Origin of the sequence: Leptospira montravelensis (genome assembly GCF_004770045.1) — a bacterium.
GTDB classification, from domain to species: Bacteria; Spirochaetota; Leptospiria; order Leptospirales; family Leptospiraceae; genus Leptospira_A; species Leptospira_A montravelensis.
In genome coordinates this window covers 39,769-66,137 of record NZ_RQFO01000011.1, presented here as the reverse complement: position 1 = coordinate 66,137, position 26,369 = coordinate 39,769, and the positions used below count along the sequence as shown (strand labels likewise).

The following is a 26,369-nucleotide window of genomic DNA, read 5'->3' as shown; positions in this document are numbered from 1 at the left end:
TATGAAATTAGAAAAAGCAAAATTGATTACGATTATCGCAGATGAAGCAATTCAAGATAGACTAGTTATGGACCTAAAATCTGTAGCAGTTAAAGGTTATACTATAAGCGATGCAATCGGCGAAGGTATTAATCAGAAACACCTAACGTCTTGGGAAGGAAAAAATATTCGATTGGAATCTTTGGTTTCGGAAACAAAAGCAAAAAAAATTTTTGAAATTATTGCAGAGAAATACATCGATAAATACCCGATGGTGATTTTTATGAATGATGTTGAAGTTATCCGTAAAGATAGATTCAATTAAATTGGTCACTAGCTTTTAAAATGTATGACCAATGTCTAAGTAAAACAATTGGTCTTCTCTGGAATAAGCGTAGTCAAATAGGATTACGGTTGCTTGGTCCCAAATCAGCCGTAATCCCAATCCACGTGCATGTTTGTAGCCTACTGCATTCACATCTCGAAGTTTGTCCCAAACACGGCCCACATCATAAAATGGGACAATACTCAATTGAAAAAATTGGTCCCAAAACGAAAAACTTCCTACCCGATATCGTAATTCTATATTATAAAATCCAATCACTGGTCCAAAAAAACGTTCTTGTCTATACCCACGGAGTGTGTTTTGCCCACCCAGTGCACCAAACGGGCCATCAATGGAAAAAAGATAACGATATTCAAAAAATGGAACCTCTCCTTCAATTTTTGTAAGTGCCGCACGTTGCGCGATGACAAACTCTTCAAAAAGTTTCGGGAAGGGTTGGTAAAAATTCTTCACTTGTGCGAAATGTCTTAAATAATTAAAATCAGATCCAATGGTTCTTTCTGCTTTATTGATATTGTATTCAATGAGCCAACCACGATCGGGATCGGGCTCATAATCTCTTGTATCATAAGCAATCCCAGCACGAACATAGTTTAAATTTCCACCTTGTAAACCTATGATTTTTCCAGCACTTGCATCCTCAGTGAGTTTCGAACTATCTTCAATGGCAGGAACTTTCACATTGGTTAATGGTTCCCGCGCTTCAGTGGAAGTTCCGTCATACCGCCTAACAGAATTTTTCGAAAACTCCACCCCTCCCCATACCCTGAAAACTTGAAATATCGTTTTGTCTGCTGCAAATTGTCCATAGGTAGTTTCAAATTGGTAATCATGATAATGTTGGTTTGAGGTAAACTCTTTCCCCGGCCCACGGTTACGTGCATAAGAATTTGCATTTTCAAAATCAGAATAGGTAGCGTTTCGAGTGATCCGACTGCCATCGGCGTTACGATCTTTGAAATACAGAGGCTGTAAACTTTCAGTTCCCACACCAAAATACTGATTATAAAAACTGGCATCATGTCCGACGTATGCCCTAAGTCGGTAGGCTGTATCGGCAAAATACGGCGCATCCCAAGCAAGATAATTATTTTGTGTCCCTCTGTTTGTTCGGTATACACCTACATTGAACAAATGTTCGTAAGGAGTATACTTAAAGGAAGAATCAGATTTGGTTCCGTTATAAAAGATATTGGCAAGGATTCCGAGGCCTGATCCATTTACGGCATCATTTCCAAACAAAGGAAGACCCGTCGCATACCAACCTTCTTTTTTATTGGTTAGTTCTTTCTCGTCTAATTTCTTAAACTCACCTAACCATTCGGGAACATCGGATTTTCTTTCTTCTGCAAGTAAGGTACCGGAAATCCATGTTGATATTACTACCAACACAGAAATCAGATTCCGGAAAACCATTGGAGTTAGGTTATTTAACTTCGCGGACTTGGATGGTTTCGACTCTGTCTTCCCCTGCAATGATATCGGAAAGGATGACCACCTTTTCTCCCATTTGCAGGTATCCATTATTCACAAGAGTTTGGATGGCAAGTTTAATGGTTTTTTCTGGATCAGAAGAAAAATCGACTCGATAAGGAATTACACCTCTTGTCAGCCAAAGTTTTCGCCTAACAGAGGTCATATTTGTAAATGCATGTACAATTGGATATTTCGGATGAAATGACGCTAAATTGTTTGCTGTGATGCCGCGTCGAGTGATGGCAATTATGGCATGGGCTTGCATGGAATCAGCTAAATTTGCTGCAGAACGCGCCATCTCTTCTTTTTGGTCTTTAGGTTTTCTTTGGGCCGCAAGACCGAGGTTAATCGAAAGCTCCATACGGCGTGCAATTTTATCTAACATCTCCACGCAACGCACAGGGAATTTTCCCATTGCAGTTTCACCTGACAACATAATTGCATCAGCCTCTTCATACACAGCATTGGCAACGTCAGTGACTTCTGCCCTTGTAGGAGAAGGATTCTGAATCATCGACTCTAATAAGTGAGTAGCAACGATGACACGTTTCCCTTCTTCTTGGCAACGTTTGATGATCCGTCTTTGAACAATCGGGAGTTCTTCGATTTCAATTTCCACACCCAAATCCCCACGGGCCACCATAATCCCATCAGATTCGCGGATAATGGCATCAAGGTTTTTTAAACCTTCTTGGTCTTCAATTTTTGCAATGATTTGTGCATGGTGATTTTTTTCATCTATGATCCCACGTAATTGTATTACGTCTTCCTGGGAACGAACAAATGACAAAGCCACAAAATCAATATCTTCTTCTAATCCAAATATAATGTCTTTTAAATCTTTTGGAGTTATAGAAGGCAAATTAACACGAATTCCAGGTAGATTGATATGTTTTCTTGACCCTAGCTTTCCACCATCTAACACGGTACAAACGAGTTCATTTTCTCGAATCTCTTGTACAGCAAGATTGATGAGACCGTTGTCAACAGTGACTTTATCACCTACTTTTAAATCTTTTACAATATCACGATAATTTACAAAAACACTTTGTGCCTCTGCTTCCATTCCAGGAATGATATGAAAAGTAAATGTCTCACCCACTTTTAAGTGAAGGTCATTTTGAACATCTCCCGTTCGAATTTCTGGTCCTTGTGTATCAAGCAGGATGGAAATTGGATGTTTATGTAATTCATCTTTGTTTAAAGACTTAATAATTCGAATGATCTTTCTATGAAATTCATGGTCGCCATGACTCATATTGATTCTTGCGATATTCATTCCTGCCAAAGCTAAACTTCGGATCATTTCTTTGGAGGCAGTCGCAGGACCAATGGTGCAAACGATTTTTGTTTTTCGAGCTCTTAGTTGTTCAATAGCAGGCATAATTTTAAGGTTTTAACCGAGGTAAGATTCTATTAAGAAAGTCTAATTGCGATTCCGCAATGTCAAATTTCTCTTGGTTTGGAAATTTTTCGCTTCGTTGGCGTTCACTTTCAGCCGTCACTTTTTCTAAAAGTTTTTTACCATATTTCTTCAGATAACCCGTAGAAACAAGAATCGGCCAAGGGAACTTTTCTCTTTGGTTTCGAATCGGAAAACTGTAGATTTCCTTTCCACCAAATTTCTTTAAGAAAAAGATCAAATTTTCTTCAGTAAACTTTCCGTTTAATTTCGAAAGCACATACTCACGGTCTGGATATACACCAAACTCCCATGCTTCATCTAAAATACGAATGATTGCCTCAATGGACTCTTTCCATTTTTTTTCTTCTTCAGGGCTACCTTGTTTGACAGGCTCAGTAGATTCTTCTTCTCCACCATTAAATCCTGAAGTGGAATTAGCTGCTTGTTGCGATTGTTTGGATTTTTTTTCGGCATCTTTTTCCGCTTCTTCGCGATCTTTCAGACGGGCCTTTACCAATCGCTCTTTTTCTTGTGATATTTTTTTAGCTTTTTGACTCGCCAAATCTCTGTTCAGCTGTTGTTGCAATCTTGCTTTGATAGGAGGGATTTCAAACTTATGGACAATCATACTCCCCATAATCATCCGCCAAATTCTTGTAAAAAAAGGAAGAAACTGGAAAAGACTTTGGGCCTCAATTTCTTCTAACAATCGTTTCGGACTTTCATCATTCAGGTGAAGAGTCACATTCATTTGATTTAATACCCTGATTTCTAAATCAGAATGTTTAATTTGAAATGTCCTTTTTGCGGACTCGATTGCTTGAGGAATACAAGATTTATGAAGTATAAATTCATTATAAATTCTATTATCTGCATACTCAGTATATAAAAGTTCTGGTTGAGAAAGTAAAGTAGCACGAAACTCATCTGTTAATGGTTCCCCACTCACACGAAGTAAGTTAACCTCAACGATTCTACCTGCTTCAGCAAGAAAAGCCATTAAATCGTCAACCTGCTGTTTTCGTTTTTGTTTTTCTTCTCTTTCTTTATCTTTTTCTATGATTTCGTTTAAAACCAAACATTCTTCTATCAGAGTTTTTTGATCCCCATAAGAATCATTCATATATCCTTTAATTTCTATTAAAAGATTACGTGGACTATTCCATGAGTCTTCTGTCACCTCGCCCATAACCCCAAGATTTTTTAAGGCAGGGTAAATCGTATTTTTTGTATAATCAATATAACCATCATAACGGTCTGCAATTTCAGAAGGTTTATTATAAAGAAATACACTTTTGTTTGCTGGCCGAGAAGCGGAATCGTTACGAAAGAAAAACAGGATCTTGTCATCTACCAATTGTTTTAAAATTGGCTTGAGATGAATGACAATCGTTGCATCTTTTTGGGCCTTTGTTTTGTCATAAGGGCATTGAAACAAATTTCCAATTTCGGTAGAGGCATAAGTATCAAATAACCTGTTAGAATCCACGGCCGCTTTGATAACTTTACGCATCTTTTCTTTACCGGGATACTTTCTTTTTTCATTAAACCAACCTTTGATGGCTGCTGTAGAAAGTTCATTCAGGCCGAGCGCATAACGGAAGGCAGTCCCTCCATCAGAAGTTGTAGGCCTTGCAAATACGGTATTGTGTTTGATAAAGGTCTTCGGATTTTCCGGATCCCCAGGTTCATTGGGATGAAACTCTAGGACGTTCATCTTTCTGATGATGGCCGGATTTTGTTTGTAACTAAGATCGATCACATAACTTTCAGTACGGTCACGATCTATGGAACTATCACGTTCAATTTGTTCTACATTGGGAAGGACTCTGTTTTGTAGAAACTTGTCAGTCCACTCAAAGATCACTAGTAAAACTTTATAGATCCCTTTGTATGAGAAATCTCCCCGTGAATCCATAGCCTGCACCTTTTGGAGACAGGCTGTGTAATCCATAACTTTTAATTCAGGGAGGTTTGGATCTAACATGGTATCTGTGATTGTCCTTAGTTAAAAAATCCTTTTTTATACAATAACTCTGCATTCAAAATGGCAGCTCCTGCAGCACCTCGAATCGTGTTATGCGAAAGCACCACCCATTTCCAATCCAAAATTGGATCTTCCCTTAGCCTTCCGACAACTGTTGTCATTCCTCTACCAGTCTCTAAATCAAGACGGGGTTGAGGCCTATCGTTTTCTTCGCGGTAAAGAATAGCCGGATTTGGTGCAAACGGCAATCCCAATTTCTGAGGTTCTCCTTGAAAATCGGCCCAAACTTTTAGAATATCTTCTTTTTTTGGCTTTTTATCAAAAGAAACAGAGACACAAACAGTATGTCCGTCAAAAACCGGAACACGATTGCAATGGGCAGAAATTTTAAAATCAGCTGATTTGATGACTCCCCCTTCCACAGTTCCCAAACATTTTTGTGGTTCTACTTCGGCTTTGTCTTCTTCTCCACCAATGAAAGGGACAACATTTCCAAGAATGTCCATTGTCGGAACTCCTGGATATCCTGCACCTGAAATGGCCTGCATAGAAAATAACATAACAGATTTTAATCCAAAAGCATCCATCAAAGGTTTGAGAGAAATTGTAACTCCCATAATGGTACAATTGGAATTGGTAATAATTTTACCTTTGGTTTTTTGAAATTTCAAAACATCCAAATGGTGGGCGTTGACTTCTGCAGAAAGAATCGGCACGTTCGGATCCATTCTATGATTTTTAGAATTGGAAAGAACCATCACACCGGCTTCTGCATAAGCAGTTTCCACTTCTCCTGCAATCGATGCATCCAGACCACTAAACACGAGTTGTACGCCCTTAGTCACTTCCGGATTTGGTAAAGAAATAATAATGTCTTTTGCATATGCCGGGATATCAGATGAAATCTTCCAACGAGATTTCATTACCTCACCGTACGTTTGGCCGGCACTTTTTTCCGAAGCTGCCAAATGAGTCACCGTGAAATAAGGGTGATTCTCCAAAAGTTGAATGAATCTTTGACCGACGGAACCTGTTGCTCCCAGGACTCCAACTTTGATTTTTTCCATAAAATTCCTTATCTAATGTAAGGATTGAAAAACATCCTATTTCGGAAAGAGATTTCCAATTCTTTTAGCATAAATCGGATTCATTTGTTCCATTCCGACATAAGTAAAATGATGGAAGTCAGAGAACCCTTGCATGGGCAAACTTCGGTGTATGTCCCAATAATGGACCGACCCTCCTTCCAAGGATTGTAAATAGGCAAGATGGTCTTTATACCACTGGGAATCTTCATACCACTCCAGTGAAATGGGATTTTCTGGATTATTAATGAGTAAAAAAGGTAGGTTTCTTTCACGGAAATGGTCTGCAATTTTTTTCAAGTAGCGAAAGTGAAAATACGGTCGAAATGATTCTTCACGGATTTTCTCTTTTGCCAATTTTAAGGCGACAAGGTAGCCAATCCCGGGCCGTTTTTCCAATCCTTCCAACAATCGGTAATAGAAGTACTTTCTGTATTCTTTGTCTTTCATACCGATGTAACGAAAATCCTCCGTTCTTGGTTCCCTTTCGTATTGGATTCCCGACTTAGCATTTTCCAACCCAAAGGTCTGTTCGAGCCGAACCCCCATCGGATCAAAATGATAATCCAAATACGCACCCATAGCCTCATTGGCAAACCACACACGTTCGAGTTTTGCCGTGATCAATTTTCGTTTATCGAAAAATTTTGGGTCCAGGGAAATACGAACCCATCCTGCTTTAGCAAGAAGGATCTCTTGGGTAGTGATCCCATTGGAAACTTTCATTCGGCAGGGTTTTCCCGCCAAAAGAAAAGGAGTCACTTCCACCCAAAATCCTTTGTTTTTGATCTTCTCAGTCGGATAAAAACTAAATTCTTGCCCGGTCCAACCTAGACCGCTGATACCTTCCGGAATTTGAACACCTGCATACGCATGATAACTGGTATTTCGCCCAAAACGGTGTTGGATTAAATTTTGCAAATTTTGCAGATAAATATCTTTATAACGATAAAACGAAAACCCAGAGGAAATCACATAACGAGACCAAGTATCCCAGTCCATAGAGGGGCCAACTTCCTTTAGTGTTTCCCAAGGAAATACCCAAAGCGATTGAGGAGCTTCTCCAAAGGTAAGCGCATCCTTAATCACTTCCGATTCGTCCACTGAATCGTTTTTCCCCTCGGGAAAGATAACATAGGTTCGGTGAAGTCTATAGTCTATAAAATTAACCGGATAAACCACAAGGTCAGGTTTTAAAGGATTTAACCAATTAAGTAATAAATATACATATAGCGGACTATTCCCTGCGTAAGCTAAATAAAATACATCCAGATCTAAATCAAAATCCTTCCGCAATGTCTCTTTTAATTTGGTTGCATCAATGGAATAATAAGCAACAGAACTTCCGACAACGATGATTCTCTTTTTGGTTTTCGGCAAGTGTCTGATTCTTTCATATTCATACAAAAAATTGAAAAAATGGTTTGTGTTCCAAGGAGATTCATTTGGCAAAAAAAATTGCAATTTTTTAAAAACCAAAAAATCAAAGGTTACCAAAGAAATTAAAAAAAGGCATATAAATAAGAACCTCTGTTTCATATACCCACCTAAAATACAAAATACACAAACGGCTTACTATCGGCAGAAAACAAAATTATCAAAACGAGAGAAATTGCAGCCAAAACACCAAAAATAGCCACTTTTCCTAAGGAATTTTCCCATTTTCGAAAACCATCTAACAATTGCTTGTTGTCTTTAAAATAAAAACTAGCCCAAATATGGCCTAACAAAATTACAAAACCGCAGTAAAGAAAATTCATTTCAAAAGTATACGGAAGTGAAAAACCCTCTTTTTTGATAAAAAGTCCCTGTAGGTAGCACAGGGAGGAAGTAATATCCGTGCTTCGAAAAAAAATCCAAAGAAAACTTACAAAAAGAAAAGTTCCCAAGATTCGAACGGGCCGCAAATAGGAGGGAAGTCTATATGGGAACTGAATTGTTACCCATCTTTCCAAAATGAGTAATATCCCATGACAGCCCCCCCAGATGACAAAATTCCAGGAAGCACCGTGCCAAAGGCCACCAATGGCCATCACTAAAAATAAATTCCTGTATGTAAAAACCCTGCCAATACGATTTCCCCCAAGCGAAATATAAATGTATTTTTTCAGCCACTGGGAAAGGGAAATATGCCAGCGAGTCCAAAATTCGGAAAATCCTGCCGAAAGGTAGGGCATCCTAAAATTCTCTGGCAACCGAAACCCAAAGAGAAGTGCCGCGCCTTGGGCAATATCGGTGTATCCTGAAAAATCACAATAGATTTGTAAGGAGTAAGAAAACATCCCAATCCAAAGTCCCTTGGTTGCCATGTCCGCTGGTCGAACAAAAACAAAATCAGAAGTTTCGGCCAAATGGTCTGCCAAAACCATTTTTTTAAAAAGGCCTAACAAAATCAGAAAGGTTGCAAAGAAAATAGGGATCCTAAGGAAGGGAAGCGGTCTGCGAATTTGGGGCAAAAAGGACTTTGCCGTTACGATGGGACCTGCTACCAGCTGGGGGAAAAAACAAAGAAACAACAAATAGGAGAAAAAATTGCTCTCTGGCTCTAGTTCTTTCTGGTATACGTCCACAACGTAGGATATAGACTGAAAGGTGTAAAAGGAAATCCCTACCGGAAGCAACCATTGGTTCCAAAAATCGGGAGAAGCAGGGACTAAGCCAAAAATATTTGCCCAATTTTCAGCAATAAAATGACCATATTTAAAGAAAAACAAGATCCCTAGGCTATTTGCTAAAGAAACAAACAAAAGAAATCGGCGTATCCCCAAGGACCGTACACCCCAAAGACATCTAGAAACAGTGAAATCGAAAACCGCCACCCAAAAAAGAAGGAGAAAATAGACTGGGTGCCAAAAACAGTAAAAAATACAGCTAATTATAATCAAATAAATGACAGCAAATAACCTACTAAAGTTCCGATTATTAGCACTTAGTTGCCCATTTTTAATCATTAAAAAGCGTAAAGCCCACCAAACCGCAAGAGTTGATAAAAAATAGAGAGCAAAAATTGCAGAATTAAAGAGCATTTTAATGCCTACTATTAAGCACTACACATTATATTTGCATTTTACCCCACAATTGGGACAAGTGCAGGTGACCTCCGCTTTAACGCGCCGACCCTGTGCGCCCTCAACTTTCCCCACGGCGACAAAATCAAAGACCACACCTTCCGGAACAAAGTGCCCAGAACCATATTTCGCAGTTCCCTCAATTAAATTGGAACATGCATGACATTTCACTCTTAATCGAATCGTTTCCGCCATATAAAAAAGAACGGTGGCTACCAAATGCAGGGGTGGCAACTACTATTCCCAAACCTGACAATTTTACAGATGCATGTTATTTCGATACACATGACAATCTGGCATCTTTTTGGCCTGTTTTCGCAGGTTTAAGGCGTTCTTAGGATCAATGAGGTATTGGCCATTAGGCAGATTCGTTTCCTCTTTCGGATTCACCGATTTTTCTGGAAATTCGTATAAATGTCGGATTTTGGACAGCTGGTCACCCCTGGAACCCCTATAATATCAATTCTTCTATAGAAAACTGAGCTTTGGATCTTTCCGAAACAACCAGTCCTCCGCCCAAGGAAACTGTATAAAAATATGCCTTTTTACAATTCTAGGCCCATAAACTCCTTCCTTCATGTGACCATTTTTCGACATCCGAAAGCGGACAGAACCCTTCCTTCTGACCTTCACCTCTGGGTGTTTATGGAAGTTTTTCTTGACCTGGAAATTCTGTAGATTTTTTGGAGTAGTGCCCTTTTTTCGTCAGGTCAAGATCTGCCTAGCTTAGGTCTGACGGCAAAGGAACATGCCAAAATTTGGGTGCCCAAGAAAGGACAGTCCCCGCCCAAATTAGAACTTTACCCTTTGGCCAAACTAATGCTAGGTGGCGAATTTAGGGCAATTACGATTAAGCCTTTCGTATTCAGTAATTGCCTATTTTTAGGCATTCTTTCGGAATTTAATAGGTTCACTCCCCTGGAACAGTGAGGCGACGCATTCAAACCAGCGTAAATGATTAAAAATGGGCAGATTTGCCTTAGAATCAGATTATGTCCCGATTGAATCAAATGGGAACATTTTCCCTGTAGTGCGCACAGGACCTGCCTGTAGAGGCCCGAAAGAAAGAAATTTAGGCCTTTTTAGGGTTTATTTTAGAGGAGGTTTTTGCCTTTTTTACAGAAGTCGCGGATTTAGGGGTAGTGCGTTTGGATTTTGTGCTACCGGCATCTGACTGCTTTCTAGCAGACTTGGAGCCAGAATTTTCAGAAGATCTGTCCTCTTCCCCTGACAATAGGTCACTGGGAACTCTTCCATTCCGTTTGACCATGTAGATGAAATGTCGGACATACTGGGTGTAAGGTTCGTGGATGGCTTTAGGGTCGAAGTTTTTAGCATCCTGTAAGAGTTGGTTGACGAGGGCCAAAGGTAAGTCGTCTTTACTGGTCGCCATAAGAATTTCCAATCGTTTGCAGATCTCCGAGTCATTGACTTCGGTAGAGAGTTTTCGCATAGCATTGAGAAATTTTTGGAAGGCAACTCGCTTCGGCTGAGACATATCCCCAGAAAACCAAAAAGTCCTGGGCTGGCAATCGATTTTACAGGGAAATGCTCTGGGTCATTCTCAAAAATGGAAAGTAGCTCCTCAGCCGGAAGAGACTTTCCTCGGGATATTGTTTTGCATCCCATTTCGAAAACACAATTTGTTTTAGAAATCTCAAGCGGCAAAGATAAAACCAATTCTTGTGAATCGGAAGAATCCGTAAAAAGAAAACTTTCCTCTTCTGATCCTACCGGTGATTCGAAAGCGATTTCCGTATCTGGGACCACAGTTACCTCAAGAACCAAACCATCTCTTAATTCGATAGGTGTTAGGAGGACATCGTTAGGAATGATGACAGGTAAGTCTGACTCGTTTGCCAAAAGGTTTGAAACAGGAAAAATAAAAAAGAACGACAGCGCGAGGGAAACTGCGTACGTTTGCAATTTCTGTGCCATTTTTTTTGTATTTTCCGAGAAAACCATAGGATTTGTCTCAGTTTGCCCGGAAATCGGAGAAAAATAAAGCTTTTTTTAACGTATTTTGACTATTTTTTGATGATTTGAGAACGTACCCGGAGTTTCCATTCCCAGAGAACAATTTCATGTTCTAGATCTTGTGCGGTCTCTTGTTCTTTTGCAAGAAGGGCATAAATCATATTGGAGATTTCTTTTGAGAATCCTAAATCCAATTCCTTTTCAAAATCCTCTACTCTGAATTCTAAAATGAGAACTGCCAAACGGAAGGCCTCATTCATGGCAATGAGTTGTGGTTTTACAACATCAAGTTCAGGCTTTTTTAATTCGTTTTTGATCATCACATCTAAGAAGGTCCTGATGAACATAACGTCGTCAGAGGAAAGGTGGAAATCTAATAGGAGTTGTTTTACTTTATCTAACTCCATTGCACGCAAGTGGATCCTTGCCAAAAAAACAGGATTTTCGCTGTAAGTATTTAGATTTTGGTTTTTGGCAACATCCGTTGCCCGAACCTTGTCGTAATCAACCACTCCCTTGTCTTTAGATTCGTCTGTTTTGGGAGTCTGTGATTCTGCAGAAGTATTAATCCTTTTTTTGATCACAAGGATGTTCATGCTCGGGTATCGGATCTTAAAAGAAACCATATCTGACCTTGGGATTTCTTCATCCACCACTAGATATTGGGCATGTTCTCCCCTTTCCCAGGCTGCCATCAAATCTTCCTTACTTTTGTAATGATAAATGACAACGGGGAGGACATCACTTTGACTCCCGGTTCCTAGGTAAATGGTTTTGATTTCGTTGGAAAATCCATGTTGGTAGGGAATGACGAGTTTACCAGCTTTCACATTGACAAAGGAAAGTTCACCCAAATGGAAATGGGAGACATCGAAATCATCGCCGAAAAACCCCACTCGAGGGACATTGACAACTATAGAATTATTTCTGGCCCCTTTGGGAACCTCTGGTCCGGAATCTGCAAAAACAACGTAGGTTAACTTGGAAAGCCGGACTTTGACGAGAAAACCAGCGGGGGTTTTCCGTTCTTCATATACAGTATCATCCATCTTTACATTAAACCAAGTTGTTTCATTTTATATTGGAGGGATCCCCTCGAAATGCCCAAGGCCTTTGCCATCCGGATTTGGTTGCCCGAAAAGATTCGCATGGCAAGCAGAATCTTCTGCCTTTCTAAGGCCTCGGTTCCACGCCGCAAGTCTAAATCTTCTGCATCGGGAATCTCCAAATCCATCTTGGATTTTCCAGGCTCCAAATCTGAAGGCTCCACCTGGTTTGACCTGCAGGTCAGAATCCCAGTTAAAATGGCATTCCTTAAATCTGTAAAATTTTCCGAATAAGATCTTGATATCAATTCCTGCAAACTCATAGCCCCTAAATGCAAACCCAATCGGTTCTGAGAATTACATAATTCTTCAAATATCGCTTGAACCAAAGTTTGCAATTTTGCTTTGGGAAGGAACCTAAGGGATGGTAGTACCAACGAATTTTTTTGCAAAAATCTTTCAAATTCTGGTAACAATTCTTGCCCCATTCCTTCAGGGCCGAGCAAAAATAAGGACCCAGAATATCCGGACTTCGACCACCAATCGAGGAGGATTTGCTGCTGCCCCAAATTCAAACTTTGAATCCCCGTAAGAACTATACTTCCTTGTCGTGACTCACTTCCCCAAAGGGCCAAAGCTTTTTCCAATTTTCCAAAGTGGTCAGGTAAGGATTCAATAACGAGGATGGGAGCACCAGGCAATGCAGATTGGTGGATCCATTTCGCCAAGGTTTTCTTCCCTGAACCGGAAGGACCGAGAATGGTTAAGATTTTCTGCTTCGAAAATTCTTTGGTTGCCAGCTCTAAATTGGGAATTTCCTTACGGTATAAAAAATGCGAATTTTCAGAATATGAGTCCACTTTGACGACGGGTAGCTCTTGAGTTCTACCCCATTCATTTCCTACCTTTTCCGCGAGAAGGCTAAGAAAGATACTCACCGGGAGAGCATAAGATTCTTCTATTTCCACAAGAAGGAAACCTATCTCTTTTTGCCCAGACCGAATCCGAATGGCTATAGCATTTGTCTTTTTACCAAACAATTCAAACTCAGTGCCAGAGAAAAAGACGGGCTCTTGGGAGCGCATCAACTCTTCCCAATGCAATGAATCACGGTTTAAAAATGAATAATAAAAGCCATCTTCCCCATAACCAAAACTAGCTGATTCATAAAAGGAATCCTCTTCCTCTATTTTTAAAACCACCACACCGGAAGAAAGACCTAACTCAGTACATAACCTTTCCCACAAAATTGGAAGGACAGAATCCATCCAATCCTTGCCTGTTTTGTCTGAGGCAAGCAGGGAAATGGCTTGAGAAGGCATGCTATGAAACTGTTTAAATTTAATCACTTTGTCAAGTACGTACCTATTTGAATGTCGGATGTCCGACAAAAAGAGAGGAGATAGTTTTTGCTAATTTTCAGTATGTCGGATGTCCGACAATGGAGATAGAATGGGGAAAAAATCCTTTTTTTGCTCCTTTCTAAAAATACAATTGATCCCAAATTTTCGGCAGGAAAGCATACCATTTGGGAAGGGAAAATAGAGATAGATGATCACCATTGCAGTTGCAAACCAAAAAGGCGGAGAAGGAAAAACAACGACTTCTTTGAATCTTGCTATGGGGTTGGCCCGTCGCAATCTTAAAACCCTACTCATCGATATGGATCCGCAGGCCAATTCCACCGGAATTTTTTTAAACCCAGAGACGGTCGAAAAAGATTTGGCACACCTGTTCCAAAATTCCGCAAACCTTAAAGAGATCATTACCCCAGCATATAACGAGCATTTGTGGGTCGCACCGTCTAGCATGCGCTTGGCGGAGATGGAAACAGTATCCGTGAACTCAGTAGAGGCTCCGTATATTTTAAGAGATTCACTTTCAGCCATTAAAGAATTTGATTTCGTGATTATTGACTGTCCCCCTTCTCTTTCTATCTTCACGGTAAACAGCCTAGTCGCCGCCAACTATGTCCTCATCCCACTCCAGGCAGAAAAATTCTCAATGGATGGAATTATGGGATTACAACAAACCATTTCCTCAATCAAAAAGAGGATCAATCCTGACCTAGAAATTTTAGGTGCCCTCATCACCCAACTCAAACCACAGACTTTGCTTACCAAAACCATCCTCCCAGTTTTGACCAAATACTTCCGTATCTTTGAACATACGATCTCTGATGGGGTGGCCATCGGGGAAAGCCACCTGGCAAAAAAATCTGTCTTTGACTACAACAAGACTTCACGCCAGTCCCAAGAGTATGAAGGTTTTATTGAGGAGGTTTTAAATGAGCTTAAAAAGTAAACGCCTCGGCACTCTGGCTGACATTTATCAGGCAGAAAATTTAGATGGAACCATCCGAACAATTCGGATGGATAGAATCCAACCCTCAGAATACCAACCAAGACAAGAAAGAAAAAAGGGAATTGAGGAACTGGCACAGACACTAAAGGTCGATGGACTTTTACAACCCATCATAGTGTCCAAAGGGGAAAGAGAAGGGAATTACAAAATTATTGCAGGCGAAAGGCGTTACCATGCTGCTAAGTCGCTAGGTTGGGCCGAAATCGAATGCAAAATCCTTAACCGCCCTGATAAAGAAATTTATAAATTAGCAGTCATCGAAAATCTTCAAAGAGAAAACTTATCCCCTTATGAAGAGGTGGACGCTCTCTTATTTCTAAAAAATTCCCATAACTACACAGACCAAGAACTTGGAGACCTATTCGGGAAAAGTCGCAGTTATATGACGGAAGTCCTTTCGATAACTTCCATGTCCAAAGAAGAACTCGAGAAATGCAAAAAGAACGAAATCTATAATAAGAACCTTTTGGTACAAGCAGCCCAGGCGGCAAAAAAAGGAAGCCTTGATGACTTCCTGGCTCTATTTCATAAAGGAGCTCTCAAAACTGTCAAAGACGCCAAAGATTTCAATAAACAGGTCAAATCCGGGGAGACAAATTTAGCAAAAAACTCTGCCTACTCCGGCTACAAAATCCGGAGGACTGGGACGGGCATTCAGATCCTATCAGAAGATGAAATCTTACTTGGTGATATATATAAATTCATCCGAAAAGAACTGGCAAAAAAATACGGGGACTCGGCATAACCTAAACGAGTACTAAGCAGTCAAGTACTTAGGAAAAAAATTTATAGTACCCTCCAGGAAAAATGCTGTACGAACTTGACATCTGCCGGAATCCGACAATAATGTGACATAATAAAAGTAATTTAAGTTTGAGCAACCGTTTCTTGTCGATCCAAGAGACGGGGGATCTGTAGTATCCCAACCCAAAATATAAAAAAATCCCCTGGTACACCAGGGGGTCGGGGTTTCCCGAAGGAATGTTGTTGGATGAGACATAATTAACATTATGTCAGATAATGTCAACTCCTTCGCAAAATTTGCTTAAATTTGGTTTCATTTTTGCAGAAAAAGCGGAGGAGCTTTTGTGAGCGACCAGCGGCATCCCTATATCCGTCTGATGACCGACATCATAGATTCAGGTGTTTGGGCAGAGCTATCCCATGCAGCCAAAACACTTTACCCGGTTCTATTAAAATTCAGTGACTACAATTTCAAACCGGTTTGGCCCAATACGGAAACCTTGATGAGACTCACAGGCTTCAAAACCAAAAAATCCATTGTATCCGCAAAAAAGGAACTCACAAAAGCAGGGTTACTCTTCCAAATACCTGGGAACGGACGAACCTCTACCAGATACCACTTTTCCTTTCACTATGAGGGTTCCAAAATTACCCCCCTGGGGGATACAAACATACACTCCAGAGGGCCCGAAATCGGCCTGCCTGAGAGGTCGAAATGGGACGATAAGGGGGGTGCAAACGGAACCCCAAACCATATTAATATAACTATATCTAATACAAACAATGCACCCTCGCCTGGCGAATTAGGTAAGGAAAAAGAAGAGAAAAAAGCATTTGAAACTTTAGTGGAGCTTTTTGGCCCCGAAATCGCCCTTGAAGCTTATAAAAAAGCGGTGTCTTTACATATGGAAACGAATGCCTCTTATGTTCAATCTCTTTGTCGGGAACTCATTTCTACACAAAGACAAGAAGTGATTAAAACTGAGCAGAAACATCCAGTGGAAGAAACCCTATCTCATCCAGCCTCTTGGACTGGTTTTTTGGCTTGGGCAGGAAAGGAACTCACTCAATCTTCTTGGAGTCAGCTTGAAAGAGTGCAGGTTCAAATTGATGGAAATGTGATCGTAGTTACCTCTCCTTTGCAAGGGCATCTTCGGCAAATTGTGAATATGTATTTCACGGAACGAGTAAAACCAGCAGTACTCGTTGTTTTCTCAGAGAAAGAAGAAGGATCGAGACTCAGTGAAATTCGATAGACTGGATAGAAAAACGGTAATTTTTGGAAGGAATCAGCATTAAAAAGCGCAATGAAAGATCATTTAATACGCACAAGCCACCCCTACTCTCTACCAATCAAATCTGTTTCCACAACGGGAACTTTCGAAGTTAAAAATGACGAATTTTTATCCTTTTTTGAGGAAAAGGAGCAGTCCTCACTTTCCTCGATCATCTTCCAGTTTGATGATGTGGTTTATTTCAATGGGATTGAATTATTACCCGGAAAGGATGGATTGGATTTTTTTCCTGACTCTTTCCGGTTTGAATTATCCCATGATGGAAAAAACTGGGAACCTATTTTACAAGAATCATCATTTAGAAAATCTTTTAAAACTTCTGCCAAATGGCTTTTTTCCCTTACTAGCGCTCGTTATGTGAAATTTGTTTCTAAGATTTCAAGAAAGGCAAGTAACGGAAAAAATCGGATTAGTTTTGGTCAATTAAAGATTCTAATCACTGGAGTGCAATCTGTCCAAGCAAGTTCGGAACTGGACAGACTCTATGTGAAAGAGAATCTATTTGATACAAGACCTGATTATGGTTGGTCCTCTAAAAAGAAAGAAGAACCCGAAGAAGAATATTTAATTTTGGATATGGGTTCAGTGAATCGTATTGAAGAGATGCGGATGCTAACCAAAAATGATCCGATTACAAATTTTCCTGAACGGTTTGTTGCTTATTATAGCGAAGATGATATTACATGGCACCAACTCCATGAAGAGAACTTCTTTTTATCTGAACCAGGAACTTGGTATAAGTGGAGGTTCTCTGCTGTCAACTTACGATTTCTTAAATTAGTTTTTATCCAAGAAAAACAACAAAATAAAAAAGATTACGTAACGGAAGTCATCGAACTTGAGTTATACTCTAGTCCTGATAAAAAAGACTACGGTGGACCAACAAGAGAGCCTCTTCCCTATGCTTCTGTCCTTAGGTCAGGAATCATCCGCCTTGCTGTGGATGGAGAAGTAAAAGAGGGTGTTGTGGTTCAGGCCAATGACAGACGCCTTAGGGATGCTACTACGGAATATCGTGGAATTGTGGAATTGGCATCTGACGGGGAAGAAAAACCTGGGGTTGCGGTCCAAGGAAATGATAAACGCCTAAAAATCGCCACTGAACTCACTCATGGCTTAGTTCGATTATCCAGAAGTGGAGAAGCAAGGCCTGGACTTGTCGTACAATCTGATGATGAACGTTTGCGTAATGCTTCGACAGATCATCCCGGAATCGTGGAACTTGCGTTAGATGGCGAGACTCGTCCCGGTGTGGCGGTCCAAGGAAATGATTCTCGTCTTCGAGTCGCTACAAAAAAATCTATCGGATTGGTTCAACTTGCTGATTCAGGAGAAGTTGCCGTTGATAAGGTGGTTACCGGTGATGATCCTAGGCTCAGAGACGCAACAAACACTTCGAAAGGTATTGTACAATTAGCACCAAATGGTGGTGAAGAATCAGATACAGTAGTACAAGGAAACGACAAACGTCTCAAACATGCTAGCACAGAATTACATGGAATTGTGCAACTAGCCCATTCAGGGGAAACAAAACCAGGAACAGTTGTTCAGGGAGATGACAAACGTTTGGCGAAAGCAGGCTTCCAAGAAGCGGGAATTGTGTTACTGGCAAATCATGGAGAAGCTGTTCCCGGTAAGGTGGTTCTTTCGGATGACCCAAGGTTATCCGATAAGAGGGATCCAAAACCACATACACATCCTTATGCAGAAAAAGAACATGATTTTAACTCACATACAGGTCTTTTGAAAATCACAGGAGAAGCAGAAGCAAGTTCTAAAGGGTTTGTACCGCCACAAACAAATGACACAATCATTTACGGCAAAAATACAAAAGTAGGAACCGGTGTTGTGGGTGTATCCTCTGGAACCGGTGTCACAGGGTTTGGGGATTTCGTGGGAGTGTATGGAATTTCCAAAGGAAAGTCAGCCAAACAATCGGCAGGAATTTTGGGTGCCGGTACAACGGCACCAGGTGGTAGGTTTCTCTCTCAATCAGATTTTGCTTTAGTTGTAGATGGGAAAGGTATTCCTGAGATGGAACTTCCTGGTTCGGGTAAAGCTATTTATGCAAATGGAGAGTCTTTATTTGAAGGGAATCTTCGTATAACAAAAGAAGGTGGCGAGGAATGTATTGCTCGTTATTTTAGATTGGATGGAAAAGATGTTGTGACTGCGGGAGACCTTCTGGTTGCCACAGAAGAACCTGGCGTTTTGGGAAGATCAAAACACCCCTACTCTACTAATGTAATCGGTGTCTGTGTTTCCAATGCCTATGTGGTATTTGGAAAACAAGAAAAGGCAGTAGAATATGTTCTTGTGGCACTTCTTGGGATTACCAAAATTCACGTGGATGCATCGCAAGTTCCCATTTATCCGGGAGACCTTTTAGTTTCAGGACTTGCTTCTGGTCATGCCGTGAAAGCAGATCCTTCGAAATTAAAACCTGGGATGCTTGTGGCTAAGGCAATTGAAGCTTGTAAACGCGACAAAGGAAACATCCTTTGTATGCTAACTTTCTCCTAAAAATAATGGCAACGATGAGGTGGGTTTTTTAATAAAACCTGCCTCAATTGCTCTTTGTAATAGATACTCCACTGCACTGTGGCCTTCTTCTCCTAAAGTTTTTGTGAATTCATTAACATATAAATTGATATGAGATTTGATTACCGCATCTTCTTTGTTTTGTGAATTAGTTCGAATGTAATCCATCATTTCTTTGGGTTCTTTGTAGGCATCACTTAGGCTTTGTCTCAAGTTGGATTGGAACCTGAGTGCCTCTTCTCTTGGAATGTCTCGTCGAATGGCTATGGCACCCAGAGGGATGGGATATCCTGTTGATTTTTCCCACCATTCCCCAAGATCCACCACCTTTTCCATACCTCTTGCTTCGTAAGTAAAACGTTCCTCGTGAATGATCACCCCAAGGCTATCATCCTCGGTCATTACTTTGGGAATGATCTCATCATAACGTAATGGGGTTGGGTTCTGTTTTCCATTGGTATATAAGGATAATAGAAGGTTTGCTGTGGTTAATTTCCCTGGGATGTAGAGTTTTTTATAATTAGAAAGATCTGTTTTGGAATTTTTCTTTCGGATGAGTATCGGGCCGCATCCTCTTCCTAGTGCTGATCCGGTTTCAAGTAAAATGTATTTATCAATAATATGAAAATAAGCAGCAAAGGAAAGTTTGGTGACGGGAAATTTTCCTTGGAAAGCAAATTCGTTTAAATTTTCTACATCGTATAATTCTTCTTTTACTGGGTAACTTGTATTACGAATCAGGTGGTAGAAAAGGAAAGTGTCATTGGGACATGGAGAATAAGCTAGAGATATCATAGGGATAAAAAGTACTCCTTGTTGGGGGTGATCCATAAAATTCGAATGATTAAAAATAAAAACAAGGTAAAGGAAATTCCGAGAAATAAACGTATAAACGGTTTTTTAAATGCATCTTCTAAAAGTAATGAAAATGGCATAATTAATGTAAACATTCTGCTTAGATTATCAAACGATCGCCAATACCCTTCTTCTGCAATGAGTATGACAAAGAGGCTTCCAAAAATGGGGACGAGTATATTTATATTTTTAGAAAAAGAATCTTTGAATGATTGGATGCTGGCAATGGATAAGGCTAAAAAGGAAATGAAAAAAAGAACCTTTGGGAATTCTTTAAGTTTGAATTGGAAAGATCCATTTTCCATAAAACTTTTAAAAAAACCAAATAAAGGAAAGTCTGTCATATCTCGAAATCCGAGAGGATTTGTTCCTAGGTGGTTTGGCGGATGGATTAATCCATATCCCACCAAACAAACAAATACGATGCCTGGTAGGGAATAAAGAACCATCTTTTCCCATTTTTTTTCTATTAACGCTTTGAAAACAATGGGTATAAGAAACAAAATCCCTAACTCTCTTGTGATTACCATAAGTAGGAAAAAGAAAACAGCAAGTAGGTCTTTTTTGTTTGTGAAAAAGTAGAAAGCTATGATTCCAAAACTAACAAAAAGTGAATCTGCAACAAGGAGTAGATTTGCATTTAAAGAGAAAGGTGAAAATAGATAAAAGATAACCAACCATTTTTTTGAATCCGGAAGTAATGAAAACAAGGAGAATACGGAAATAGAAAATACTACGAACAAAAAAAGAAGAGTGAAAATGGGATAATGAGAGAATCCAAAAATGGAAGAAAATAGACCAACGAATAAAGAAAGTCCCATTCTATGAAAACGGAAATGATAGGAATCGACAATAAGATCCCAGTCCCCACCAACAAACATATCTTTTGCGAGGAAATAGAAAAATTGTCCGTCATAACCTCCCGATTTATAAATCACAAACTGGGAATCGACGAGGTTTGGATTGATTTCATAGAAACCTTCCCAAATCCCAATGAGGGCAGAAAGGGAATGTTCATAGGGTGCTGTTTTATAGTAGATTAGTGCCCCTACTCCCAAAAGGAAAAAAACCAATAGAAACCAAAGTTGGCGCTGCTTCACTCTTCCATTTTGCAAAATTTAACGGATTCGAAAAGGAATTTCTCTGGAATTTTCCGAAGATTCTGACAGTTTGTATCCAAAGTTGGGGCAAATGAAAGAAGTTCTCGTAACAATCCAAAGTGTATATCAGTATTTAGAAAAACTTGGCCCCAAAAAATCTTTTCAGATTTTGAAAAATCTCGGTTACGAGAAGTTACTTTCCTTAACGGGAAAAGTCCCTAAAGAAAGGCTCATTGTCCTGACGCAAAAGTTAAGTGAGGATACAGTCGTTGAGTTGGTAAAACAAATCCCAGAAAAAATTCTCGTAGAGATGATCCGCGAAAATGATGACGATGATTTGGTTTATTTTATCCACTCTCTTCCAATGGAAGATTTGGCTCTTGTTTCTCGGAGTATACCACCTCATGATGTGGGTCTACTTGCAAAAACTTTAGGCAAAGAAACAAGCGTAGAAATTCTGAAAACTTTAGGAATTGAAAAGTCCATCGCTCTTCTAAAAGAAATTCCTATGAAAGATTTCCTTTGGTTAGTGGATGAAATTCAGGTAGGACCGGTCATTCAACTTGTAAGTGAACTTTCGGTGGCTGATTGTAAAAAGTGGATCAAACAGCGCGGGTTAGCGGAACTTCCAATTCTTGTCAAATTTTTTGGTGTTAGCAATGCGCTGAAGATTTTTAAAAAACTAGGAATGAACCAAGCATTAGAAATGATGCATTTACTTGGAACAAGGGAAATGTTAGAACTTTCTTTGATTTTGTCTGGAATGCAGTTGGATGAAAAAAACATTCCTGCTTTAGTTTTATTGAAACCTGATGATTTGTCTTCAAAGAAAAAATCTAAACAAACACCTAAGAAAAAACAGGTTCCTAAAAAGAAAAAAACTTCTAAGCGTTGATGTTCACTTTTGGGAAGTAAATGGTGAATTTGCTTCCCTCTCCCATTTTGCTTTCGACAAATATTTCACCGGACATTTTGTCCACTAGTGACTTGACAATAGACAATCCAAGTCCTGTTCCACCAATTTTTTTGTTATCCGAAGATGGAATGCGAAAGAAACGATCGAAGATTTGGTTTTTAAAATTTGGGTCGATTCCTATTCCTGTATCTTCTACTGTGATTTCAATTTTTCCATTGGTTTCACGAATGGAGATTCCAATTTTTCCTTTGAATGTATATTTTAGTGCATTCACGTAAAGGTTGGTTATGATTTGTGAAAATTCAAATTTGATCCCACGTAAGAAAAAACCTTTTTTGAGTGATAAATCCCATTCGATAGGTTTTCCTTTGGCAAGATGTGAGTTCATGTGAATTACATCTTCGATTACGGTAACTGGATCGAAGATTTCTACTACTTCTGCTTCTTTGTCTTTTTCTCTTGATGTAGTTAACTTTAAAAGGTTTTCGATTAAAAAACTAAGTCTTTTTGCATTTTTATCGATTACTTCTAACATGTTTTTGTGTTCGTTGTTAAACGGTAAAGTTGCGTCTGATTTAAAAAATTCTAAATACCCTCTGATATTTGTCATCGGGCTTCTTAGTTCGTGGCTTACATTAGAAATAAATTCGTGTTGTAGTCTTTCTTGTTCTTTTCTTTCCGAATTGGGACGAAATTGTACTTGGTATCGTTTTTTTGGAGAAAGCAAAATGGATGTGAAACTGATATCAACTTCTAGTTTGTTTCCATCTTTTGCGAGGATTTCCACATCGGGAAGCGATAACATTGTATCAGAAGAAAGGTCAGCTCCAAATCTAAGTTGGTTAGATACTTGGTTGCCAAGGATGATGTCTTCAATATTCATTTTCGTGATGTCACCACGAGTATAACCTGTTAACAACCGAAACTGGTTGTTTGCTTCTAGAATACTTCCGGTATCTGCGTCCACAAGGGCAATTGCTTCTCTAGAAAATTCAAATAAATACCTGTATTTTTCTTCTGAGTATTGAAGATCTACTGCAGAACGGTCTAATTTGATTTCTAAAATGGAAATTAAGTTTTCGAGTTCTGTGATTTCTTCTCTTTGTAATTCTAATTTGGCATTAAATGAATCTAACATTGAGTTAACGAGTACTTTGACTCGGTTGTCTAATTGTAAAGTTTCGTCAGAATTCAATCGTGAATTGTAATTTCCTTGAAGTATATCCAAAACTACTGAGTTGACGTCGACAATGAGGTGCCTTACTGCATTGAGTTTTCTGTAGTTGATTTGAGAAGGTGCATGTAATTTTGTTTCTTTTGGTTCTTGGAAAGAGTTTAGTTTACGCACATCAAATATTTTTTTTGGTTCAAGGGCTGATAGGATTTCGTCGAAATCAAAAGCAGCTTTTACGGCGTCAGGTTGAATGACTCTGCGAATCAGACGAAAATATACATCTTTTAAAAGTGGATAGAGTGTTGTGGCATCACCCTTGTAAGAGAAAATTCCTTTTTGAATGAGGGGATGGGAGTTTAAAAGGTTCTTTGTCTCTCCTACTCTTAGATGCGGGTAAAAATGGGAAAGTTGAAGGTCTTCCCATAAATTTCCCTGGCTCAATTGATTTGTGTTTTGTAAAAGGTCTATGGCTTTTTTTACCGCAAGAAGTACACCTGAGACCTCTCTTCCTGTTTTTAAGACAGCATCCCCACTAAATGCTAGTAAGGTGGATGGGTAAAATGATTTTGATTCCAGTATCGGCAAGTCAAGTGTATTGGCAAAGTCTTGAAAGTTTCTAAGGAATGGACTTGAAAATGGATCTGAAACTAAACCTAAACAAGATGGTTTTAGAAATTCTTTTTCTTCGAGAAAACCTGGAGTGTCAATGTATCGAACTTTAACAGGATTCTTGGGAGCATATTCTTCAAGAAATTTTTCAGCGAAAAGCCTTTCGACAGAGTACTGGTGCGGGACAGGAAGTATATAAGCTTTGTTTCTTGTCAGATCTTCTGGTTTGAATTGAAATCTTGAGTAAAAAGAAAGTGGAGAGTGGTAAAGGTAAATTCCCTTATAGATTCGTTTGAGTTTGGATTTTTTTAAAAAACTGTCTTGTAGATAAGCAATGGTAGGAACTTCACCAGCTTCTACTCGACCGGCATCCAATAATGGCATGATTGCCTTATGGTGTGTGTTAACATGGAGGGTTACTTTGACACCAAATTCTTCAAAGTAACTCTTTTTATAAGCGACTACAACCGGTAAGGAACTAAGACGACTTGTTATACAAATCTGGATCACATGGCAACAATTCCAAAAATAGGAATCATTGCCAAATCTTTCTGTAGCGTTTTCCCCTTACTATGAAAAAATCTCTTGGAGGAACTCCGTTGTCCTTTTTGTATATTCTGAAACTTCTTTTTCATCCATTACCTTTGCAGAAAGGAGTGAAAGGTCATAAATGATTCTTGCCAATTTTTTTCCTTTATCGGGGTTTACGCCTTCGAACGCTTGTAATGCGGATCTTACTAAGGGGGATTTGGCGTTTACCATAAGAGTATGTGATCTTAGAATGTTTTTTGTGTCTTCCCGGTTTAACATTGAGTTCATTTCGGACATTCTTCGCATAAACTCGGGCAAAAGAATGACTCCGGGAACCTCTAAAGATTTTAATGCTTCGACTTTTACTTCTACACCTTCGGTAGGTATTGAGGCTTGAAATAATGTTTTGATTCTATCAAATTCTGTTTTGTTTTCTTCATTTACCAAATCTTTTGGAGTATCTTTATCTACGATTTGGTCTGCGATTTCAGAATCTACTCTTTGAAATTTCCAATCTGGATTTTTCATTTCTAAATGTTGAATTAAGTGGGAATCAATTTTTGAGTCGACTAGTAGGGCTTCCAATCCTTGTGATTTTAGTAGCTCCATATAGACAGATCCCATTTCAGTTTCATTTGCGTAGAAAATTTTGTTTTGGTTCTTCTCTTTATTCTTTTCCCAATATTCAGAAGTTGTTGAGTATCCACCTTCTGAGTTTTTAAAGATTAAATGGTCTTTCATTGCATCGTAAAATTTTTCGTCGGTAAGCACGCCATATTTTACAAATAAAGAAATATCGTTCCAATTTTCTTCATATTTGTTTCTGTTTTTTTTGAAATCTTCAATCAGACGATCTGCCACTTTTTTAATAATATGGTTAGATATCTTTTTTACGAGAGGATCATTTTGTAGATACGACCTAGAAACGTTTAGGGGTAGGTCTGGAATGTCTATAGTTCCTTTAAGGATAGTGAGAAATTGTGGTATTAATTCACTTGCGTTATCGCTGACAAAGACATGGTTACAAAATAGTTTAATACCATTCTTTGATGCCTCTAATTCATGAGTGAGTTTTGGAAAATATAGAATCCCTTGTAAACGGAATGGATAATCTACATTTAGATGGATATGAAAAAGAGATTCTCCGGAGAAAGGAAATAAGTAGGAATAAAAATCTTTGTAATCATCTGCAGAGACTTTTGCGGGTTCTTCTGACCATAATGGTTTTTCACGATTTGCTTTTTCTCCAGATACGTATATGCCTACAGGTAAAAAATCGCAGTATTTTTTAATGAGTTCTTTTAGTTTCCATTTATCTAAATATTCACCAGACTCACCATCAAGGTATAAGGATATTTTTGTCCCTCTTGATTCTTTCGTGATTTCTGAAATCGTGAAATCTGTTCCTGATTCACTGGACCATAAAACAGCAGTTTGTCCTTTTTTGTAAGACTTGGTTTCTATTGTTACTTTTTTGGATACCATAAAGGATGAATAAAAGCCGAGTCCAAAGTGACCAATGATTTCTGCTTTGTTTTCTGCGTTTTGGTATTGTTTGGCGAAGTCTGTAGCACCAGAGAATGCAATTTGATTGATATATTTTTTGACTTCTTCCGCTGTCATTCCTACTCCATTGTCTTCAATGGATAAAATTCTGTTTTCAACATCGAAGTTTAAATCAATTCTGTAGTCGTTGCCACCTTCAAATTCCTCCGATAAAGCAATTTTTTTTAATTTCGTAATGGCATCACTCGCATTGGAAACTAATTCTCTGATGAATATATCTTTTTCTGAATATAGCCATTTTTTGATGATGGGGAAGATGTTTTCTGTCTCTACACTTATTTTTCCTGTTTCTTCAGCTGACATAA

Annotated in this window: 21 protein-coding genes; 7 read left to right on the top strand and 14 right to left on the bottom strand. The window is 39.1% G+C overall.

Annotated features, from left to right (window positions below; translation table 11 throughout):
- Nucleotide 1 precedes the first annotated feature (1 nt).
- Entirely contained in the window at nucleotides 2–304 is a 303-nt protein-coding gene (locus tag EHQ31_RS08280) for a P-II family nitrogen regulator (RefSeq protein ID WP_135568381.1), read from the top strand.
- Between the two features lie 15 nt (nucleotides 305–319).
- On the opposite strand, the gene omp85 is transcribed toward EHQ31_RS08280, so the two are convergent.
- The 8 genes from omp85 to EHQ31_RS08240 all read right to left on the bottom strand — a co-directional run bounded on the left by omp85 (nucleotide 320) and on the right by EHQ31_RS08240 (nucleotide 10,844).
- Entirely contained in the window at nucleotides 320–1,717 is a 1,398-nt protein-coding gene (gene omp85 / locus EHQ31_RS08275) for an Omp85 family outer membrane protein (RefSeq protein WP_244247321.1), read from the bottom strand.
- 34 nt (nucleotides 1,718–1,751) lie between these two features.
- Nucleotides 1,752–3,185 carry a pyruvate kinase gene (pyk, locus tag EHQ31_RS08270; protein ID WP_135568379.1) on the bottom strand — a complete coding sequence of 478 codons (1,434 nt, stop codon included), beginning with the start codon at nucleotides 3,183–3,185 and terminating at the stop codon, nucleotides 1,752–1,754.
- A gap of 4 nt (nucleotides 3,186–3,189) precedes the next feature.
- On the bottom strand, nucleotides 3,190–5,193 hold the full coding sequence (locus EHQ31_RS08265) for a hypothetical protein (RefSeq protein ID WP_135568378.1): 2,004 nt from the start codon (nucleotides 5,191–5,193) through the stop codon (nucleotides 3,190–3,192).
- Between the two features lie 17 nt (nucleotides 5,194–5,210).
- Complete coding sequence (gene asd / locus EHQ31_RS08260) at nucleotides 5,211–6,260, bottom strand: aspartate-semialdehyde dehydrogenase (RefSeq protein ID WP_135568377.1); 1,050 nt, start codon at nucleotides 6,258–6,260, stop codon at nucleotides 5,211–5,213.
- Nucleotides 6,261–6,296: 36 nt separating this feature from the next.
- Complete coding sequence (locus EHQ31_RS08255) at nucleotides 6,297–7,817, bottom strand: hypothetical protein (RefSeq protein WP_135568376.1); 1,521 nt, start codon at nucleotides 7,815–7,817, stop codon at nucleotides 6,297–6,299.
- Between the two features lie 8 nt (nucleotides 7,818–7,825).
- Entirely contained in the window at nucleotides 7,826–9,229 is a 1,404-nt protein-coding gene (locus EHQ31_RS08250; protein ID WP_276401038.1) for an MBOAT family O-acyltransferase, read from the bottom strand.
- A 96-nt stretch (nucleotides 9,230–9,325) separates the two neighbouring features.
- A complete protein-coding gene (locus EHQ31_RS08245; protein ID WP_040917529.1) occupies nucleotides 9,326–9,541 on the bottom strand; it encodes a hypothetical protein in 216 nt (71 codons plus the stop codon).
- Nucleotides 9,542–10,418: 877 nt separating this feature from the next.
- Nucleotides 10,419–10,844 carry a phosphatidylinositol phospholipase gene (locus EHQ31_RS08240; protein ID WP_135568374.1) on the bottom strand — a complete coding sequence of 142 codons (426 nt, stop codon included), beginning with the start codon at nucleotides 10,842–10,844 and terminating at the stop codon, nucleotides 10,419–10,421.
- 72 nt (nucleotides 10,845–10,916) lie between these two features.
- Between EHQ31_RS08240 and EHQ31_RS08235 the strand changes: the two genes are divergently transcribed.
- Complete coding sequence (locus tag EHQ31_RS08235; protein WP_135568373.1) at nucleotides 10,917–11,351, top strand: hypothetical protein; 435 nt, start codon at nucleotides 10,917–10,919, stop codon at nucleotides 11,349–11,351.
- Nucleotides 11,352–11,373: 22 nt separating this feature from the next.
- Here the strand turns inward: EHQ31_RS08235 and EHQ31_RS08230 are convergent, their stop codons facing one another.
- A complete protein-coding gene (locus EHQ31_RS08230) occupies nucleotides 11,374–12,372 on the bottom strand; it encodes a hypothetical protein (protein ID WP_135568372.1) in 999 nt (332 codons plus the stop codon).
- Between the two features lie 2 nt (nucleotides 12,373–12,374).
- Entirely contained in the window at nucleotides 12,375–13,691 is a 1,317-nt protein-coding gene (locus tag EHQ31_RS08225) for a helix-turn-helix domain-containing protein (RefSeq protein ID WP_135568544.1), read from the bottom strand.
- 229 nt (nucleotides 13,692–13,920) lie between these two features.
- Here EHQ31_RS08225 and EHQ31_RS08220 point away from each other — a divergent pair, with 229 nt between their 5' ends.
- The 4 genes from EHQ31_RS08220 to EHQ31_RS08205 all read left to right on the top strand — a co-directional run bounded on the left by EHQ31_RS08220 (nucleotide 13,921) and on the right by EHQ31_RS08205 (nucleotide 19,295).
- Nucleotides 13,921–14,673, top strand: coding sequence for a ParA family protein (locus tag EHQ31_RS08220; protein ID WP_135568371.1), 753 nt, complete (start codon nucleotides 13,921–13,923; stop codon nucleotides 14,671–14,673).
- Complete coding sequence (locus tag EHQ31_RS08215; protein ID WP_135568370.1) at nucleotides 14,657–15,478, top strand: ParB/RepB/Spo0J family partition protein; 822 nt, start codon at nucleotides 14,657–14,659, stop codon at nucleotides 15,476–15,478. Before EHQ31_RS08220 ends, EHQ31_RS08215 begins: the two co-directional genes overlap by 17 nt.
- A 376-nt stretch (nucleotides 15,479–15,854) precedes the next feature.
- A complete protein-coding gene (locus EHQ31_RS08210; RefSeq protein WP_135568543.1) occupies nucleotides 15,855–16,733 on the top strand; it encodes a helix-turn-helix domain-containing protein in 879 nt (292 codons plus the stop codon).
- 51 nt (nucleotides 16,734–16,784) lie between these two features.
- Nucleotides 16,785–19,295, top strand: a complete 2,511-nt coding sequence (locus tag EHQ31_RS08205) for a discoidin domain-containing protein (protein WP_135568369.1) — start codon at nucleotides 16,785–16,787, stop codon at nucleotides 19,293–19,295.
- On the opposite strand, the gene EHQ31_RS08200 is transcribed toward EHQ31_RS08205, so the two are convergent.
- Together EHQ31_RS08200 and EHQ31_RS08195 are read right to left on the bottom strand one after the other, a co-directional pair.
- Nucleotides 19,281–20,108 carry a 1,4-dihydroxy-6-naphtoate synthase gene (locus tag EHQ31_RS08200; RefSeq protein ID WP_135568368.1) on the bottom strand — a complete coding sequence of 276 codons (828 nt, stop codon included), beginning with the start codon at nucleotides 20,106–20,108 and terminating at the stop codon, nucleotides 19,281–19,283. The genes EHQ31_RS08205 and EHQ31_RS08200 overlap by 15 nt on opposite strands.
- Nucleotides 20,105–21,283, bottom strand: coding sequence for an AZOBR_p60025 family cell surface glycopolymer formation protein (locus tag EHQ31_RS08195; protein WP_135568367.1), 1,179 nt, complete (start codon nucleotides 21,281–21,283; stop codon nucleotides 20,105–20,107). The genes EHQ31_RS08200 and EHQ31_RS08195 overlap by 4 nt, the downstream gene beginning before the upstream one ends.
- Before the next feature lie 76 nt (nucleotides 21,284–21,359).
- On the opposite strand from EHQ31_RS08195, the gene EHQ31_RS08190 reads away from it, so the two are divergent.
- Nucleotides 21,360–22,163 carry a magnesium transporter MgtE N-terminal domain-containing protein gene (locus EHQ31_RS08190; protein WP_244247318.1) on the top strand — a complete coding sequence of 268 codons (804 nt, stop codon included), beginning with the start codon at nucleotides 21,360–21,362 and terminating at the stop codon, nucleotides 22,161–22,163.
- Here the strand turns inward: EHQ31_RS08190 and EHQ31_RS08185 are convergent.
- Together EHQ31_RS08185 and htpG are read right to left on the bottom strand one after the other, a co-directional pair.
- Nucleotides 22,153–24,477, bottom strand: a complete 2,325-nt coding sequence (locus tag EHQ31_RS08185; protein ID WP_135568365.1) for a sensor histidine kinase — start codon at nucleotides 24,475–24,477, stop codon at nucleotides 22,153–22,155. The two genes, EHQ31_RS08190 and EHQ31_RS08185, sit on opposite strands and share 11 nt — an antisense overlap.
- A gap of 60 nt (nucleotides 24,478–24,537) precedes the next feature.
- Nucleotides 24,538–26,367: a molecular chaperone HtpG gene (htpG, locus tag EHQ31_RS08180; RefSeq protein ID WP_135568364.1), complete on the bottom strand. Its 1,830-nt coding sequence runs from the start codon at nucleotides 26,365–26,367 to the stop codon at nucleotides 24,538–24,540.
- Nucleotides 26,368–26,369 lie beyond the last annotated feature (2 nt).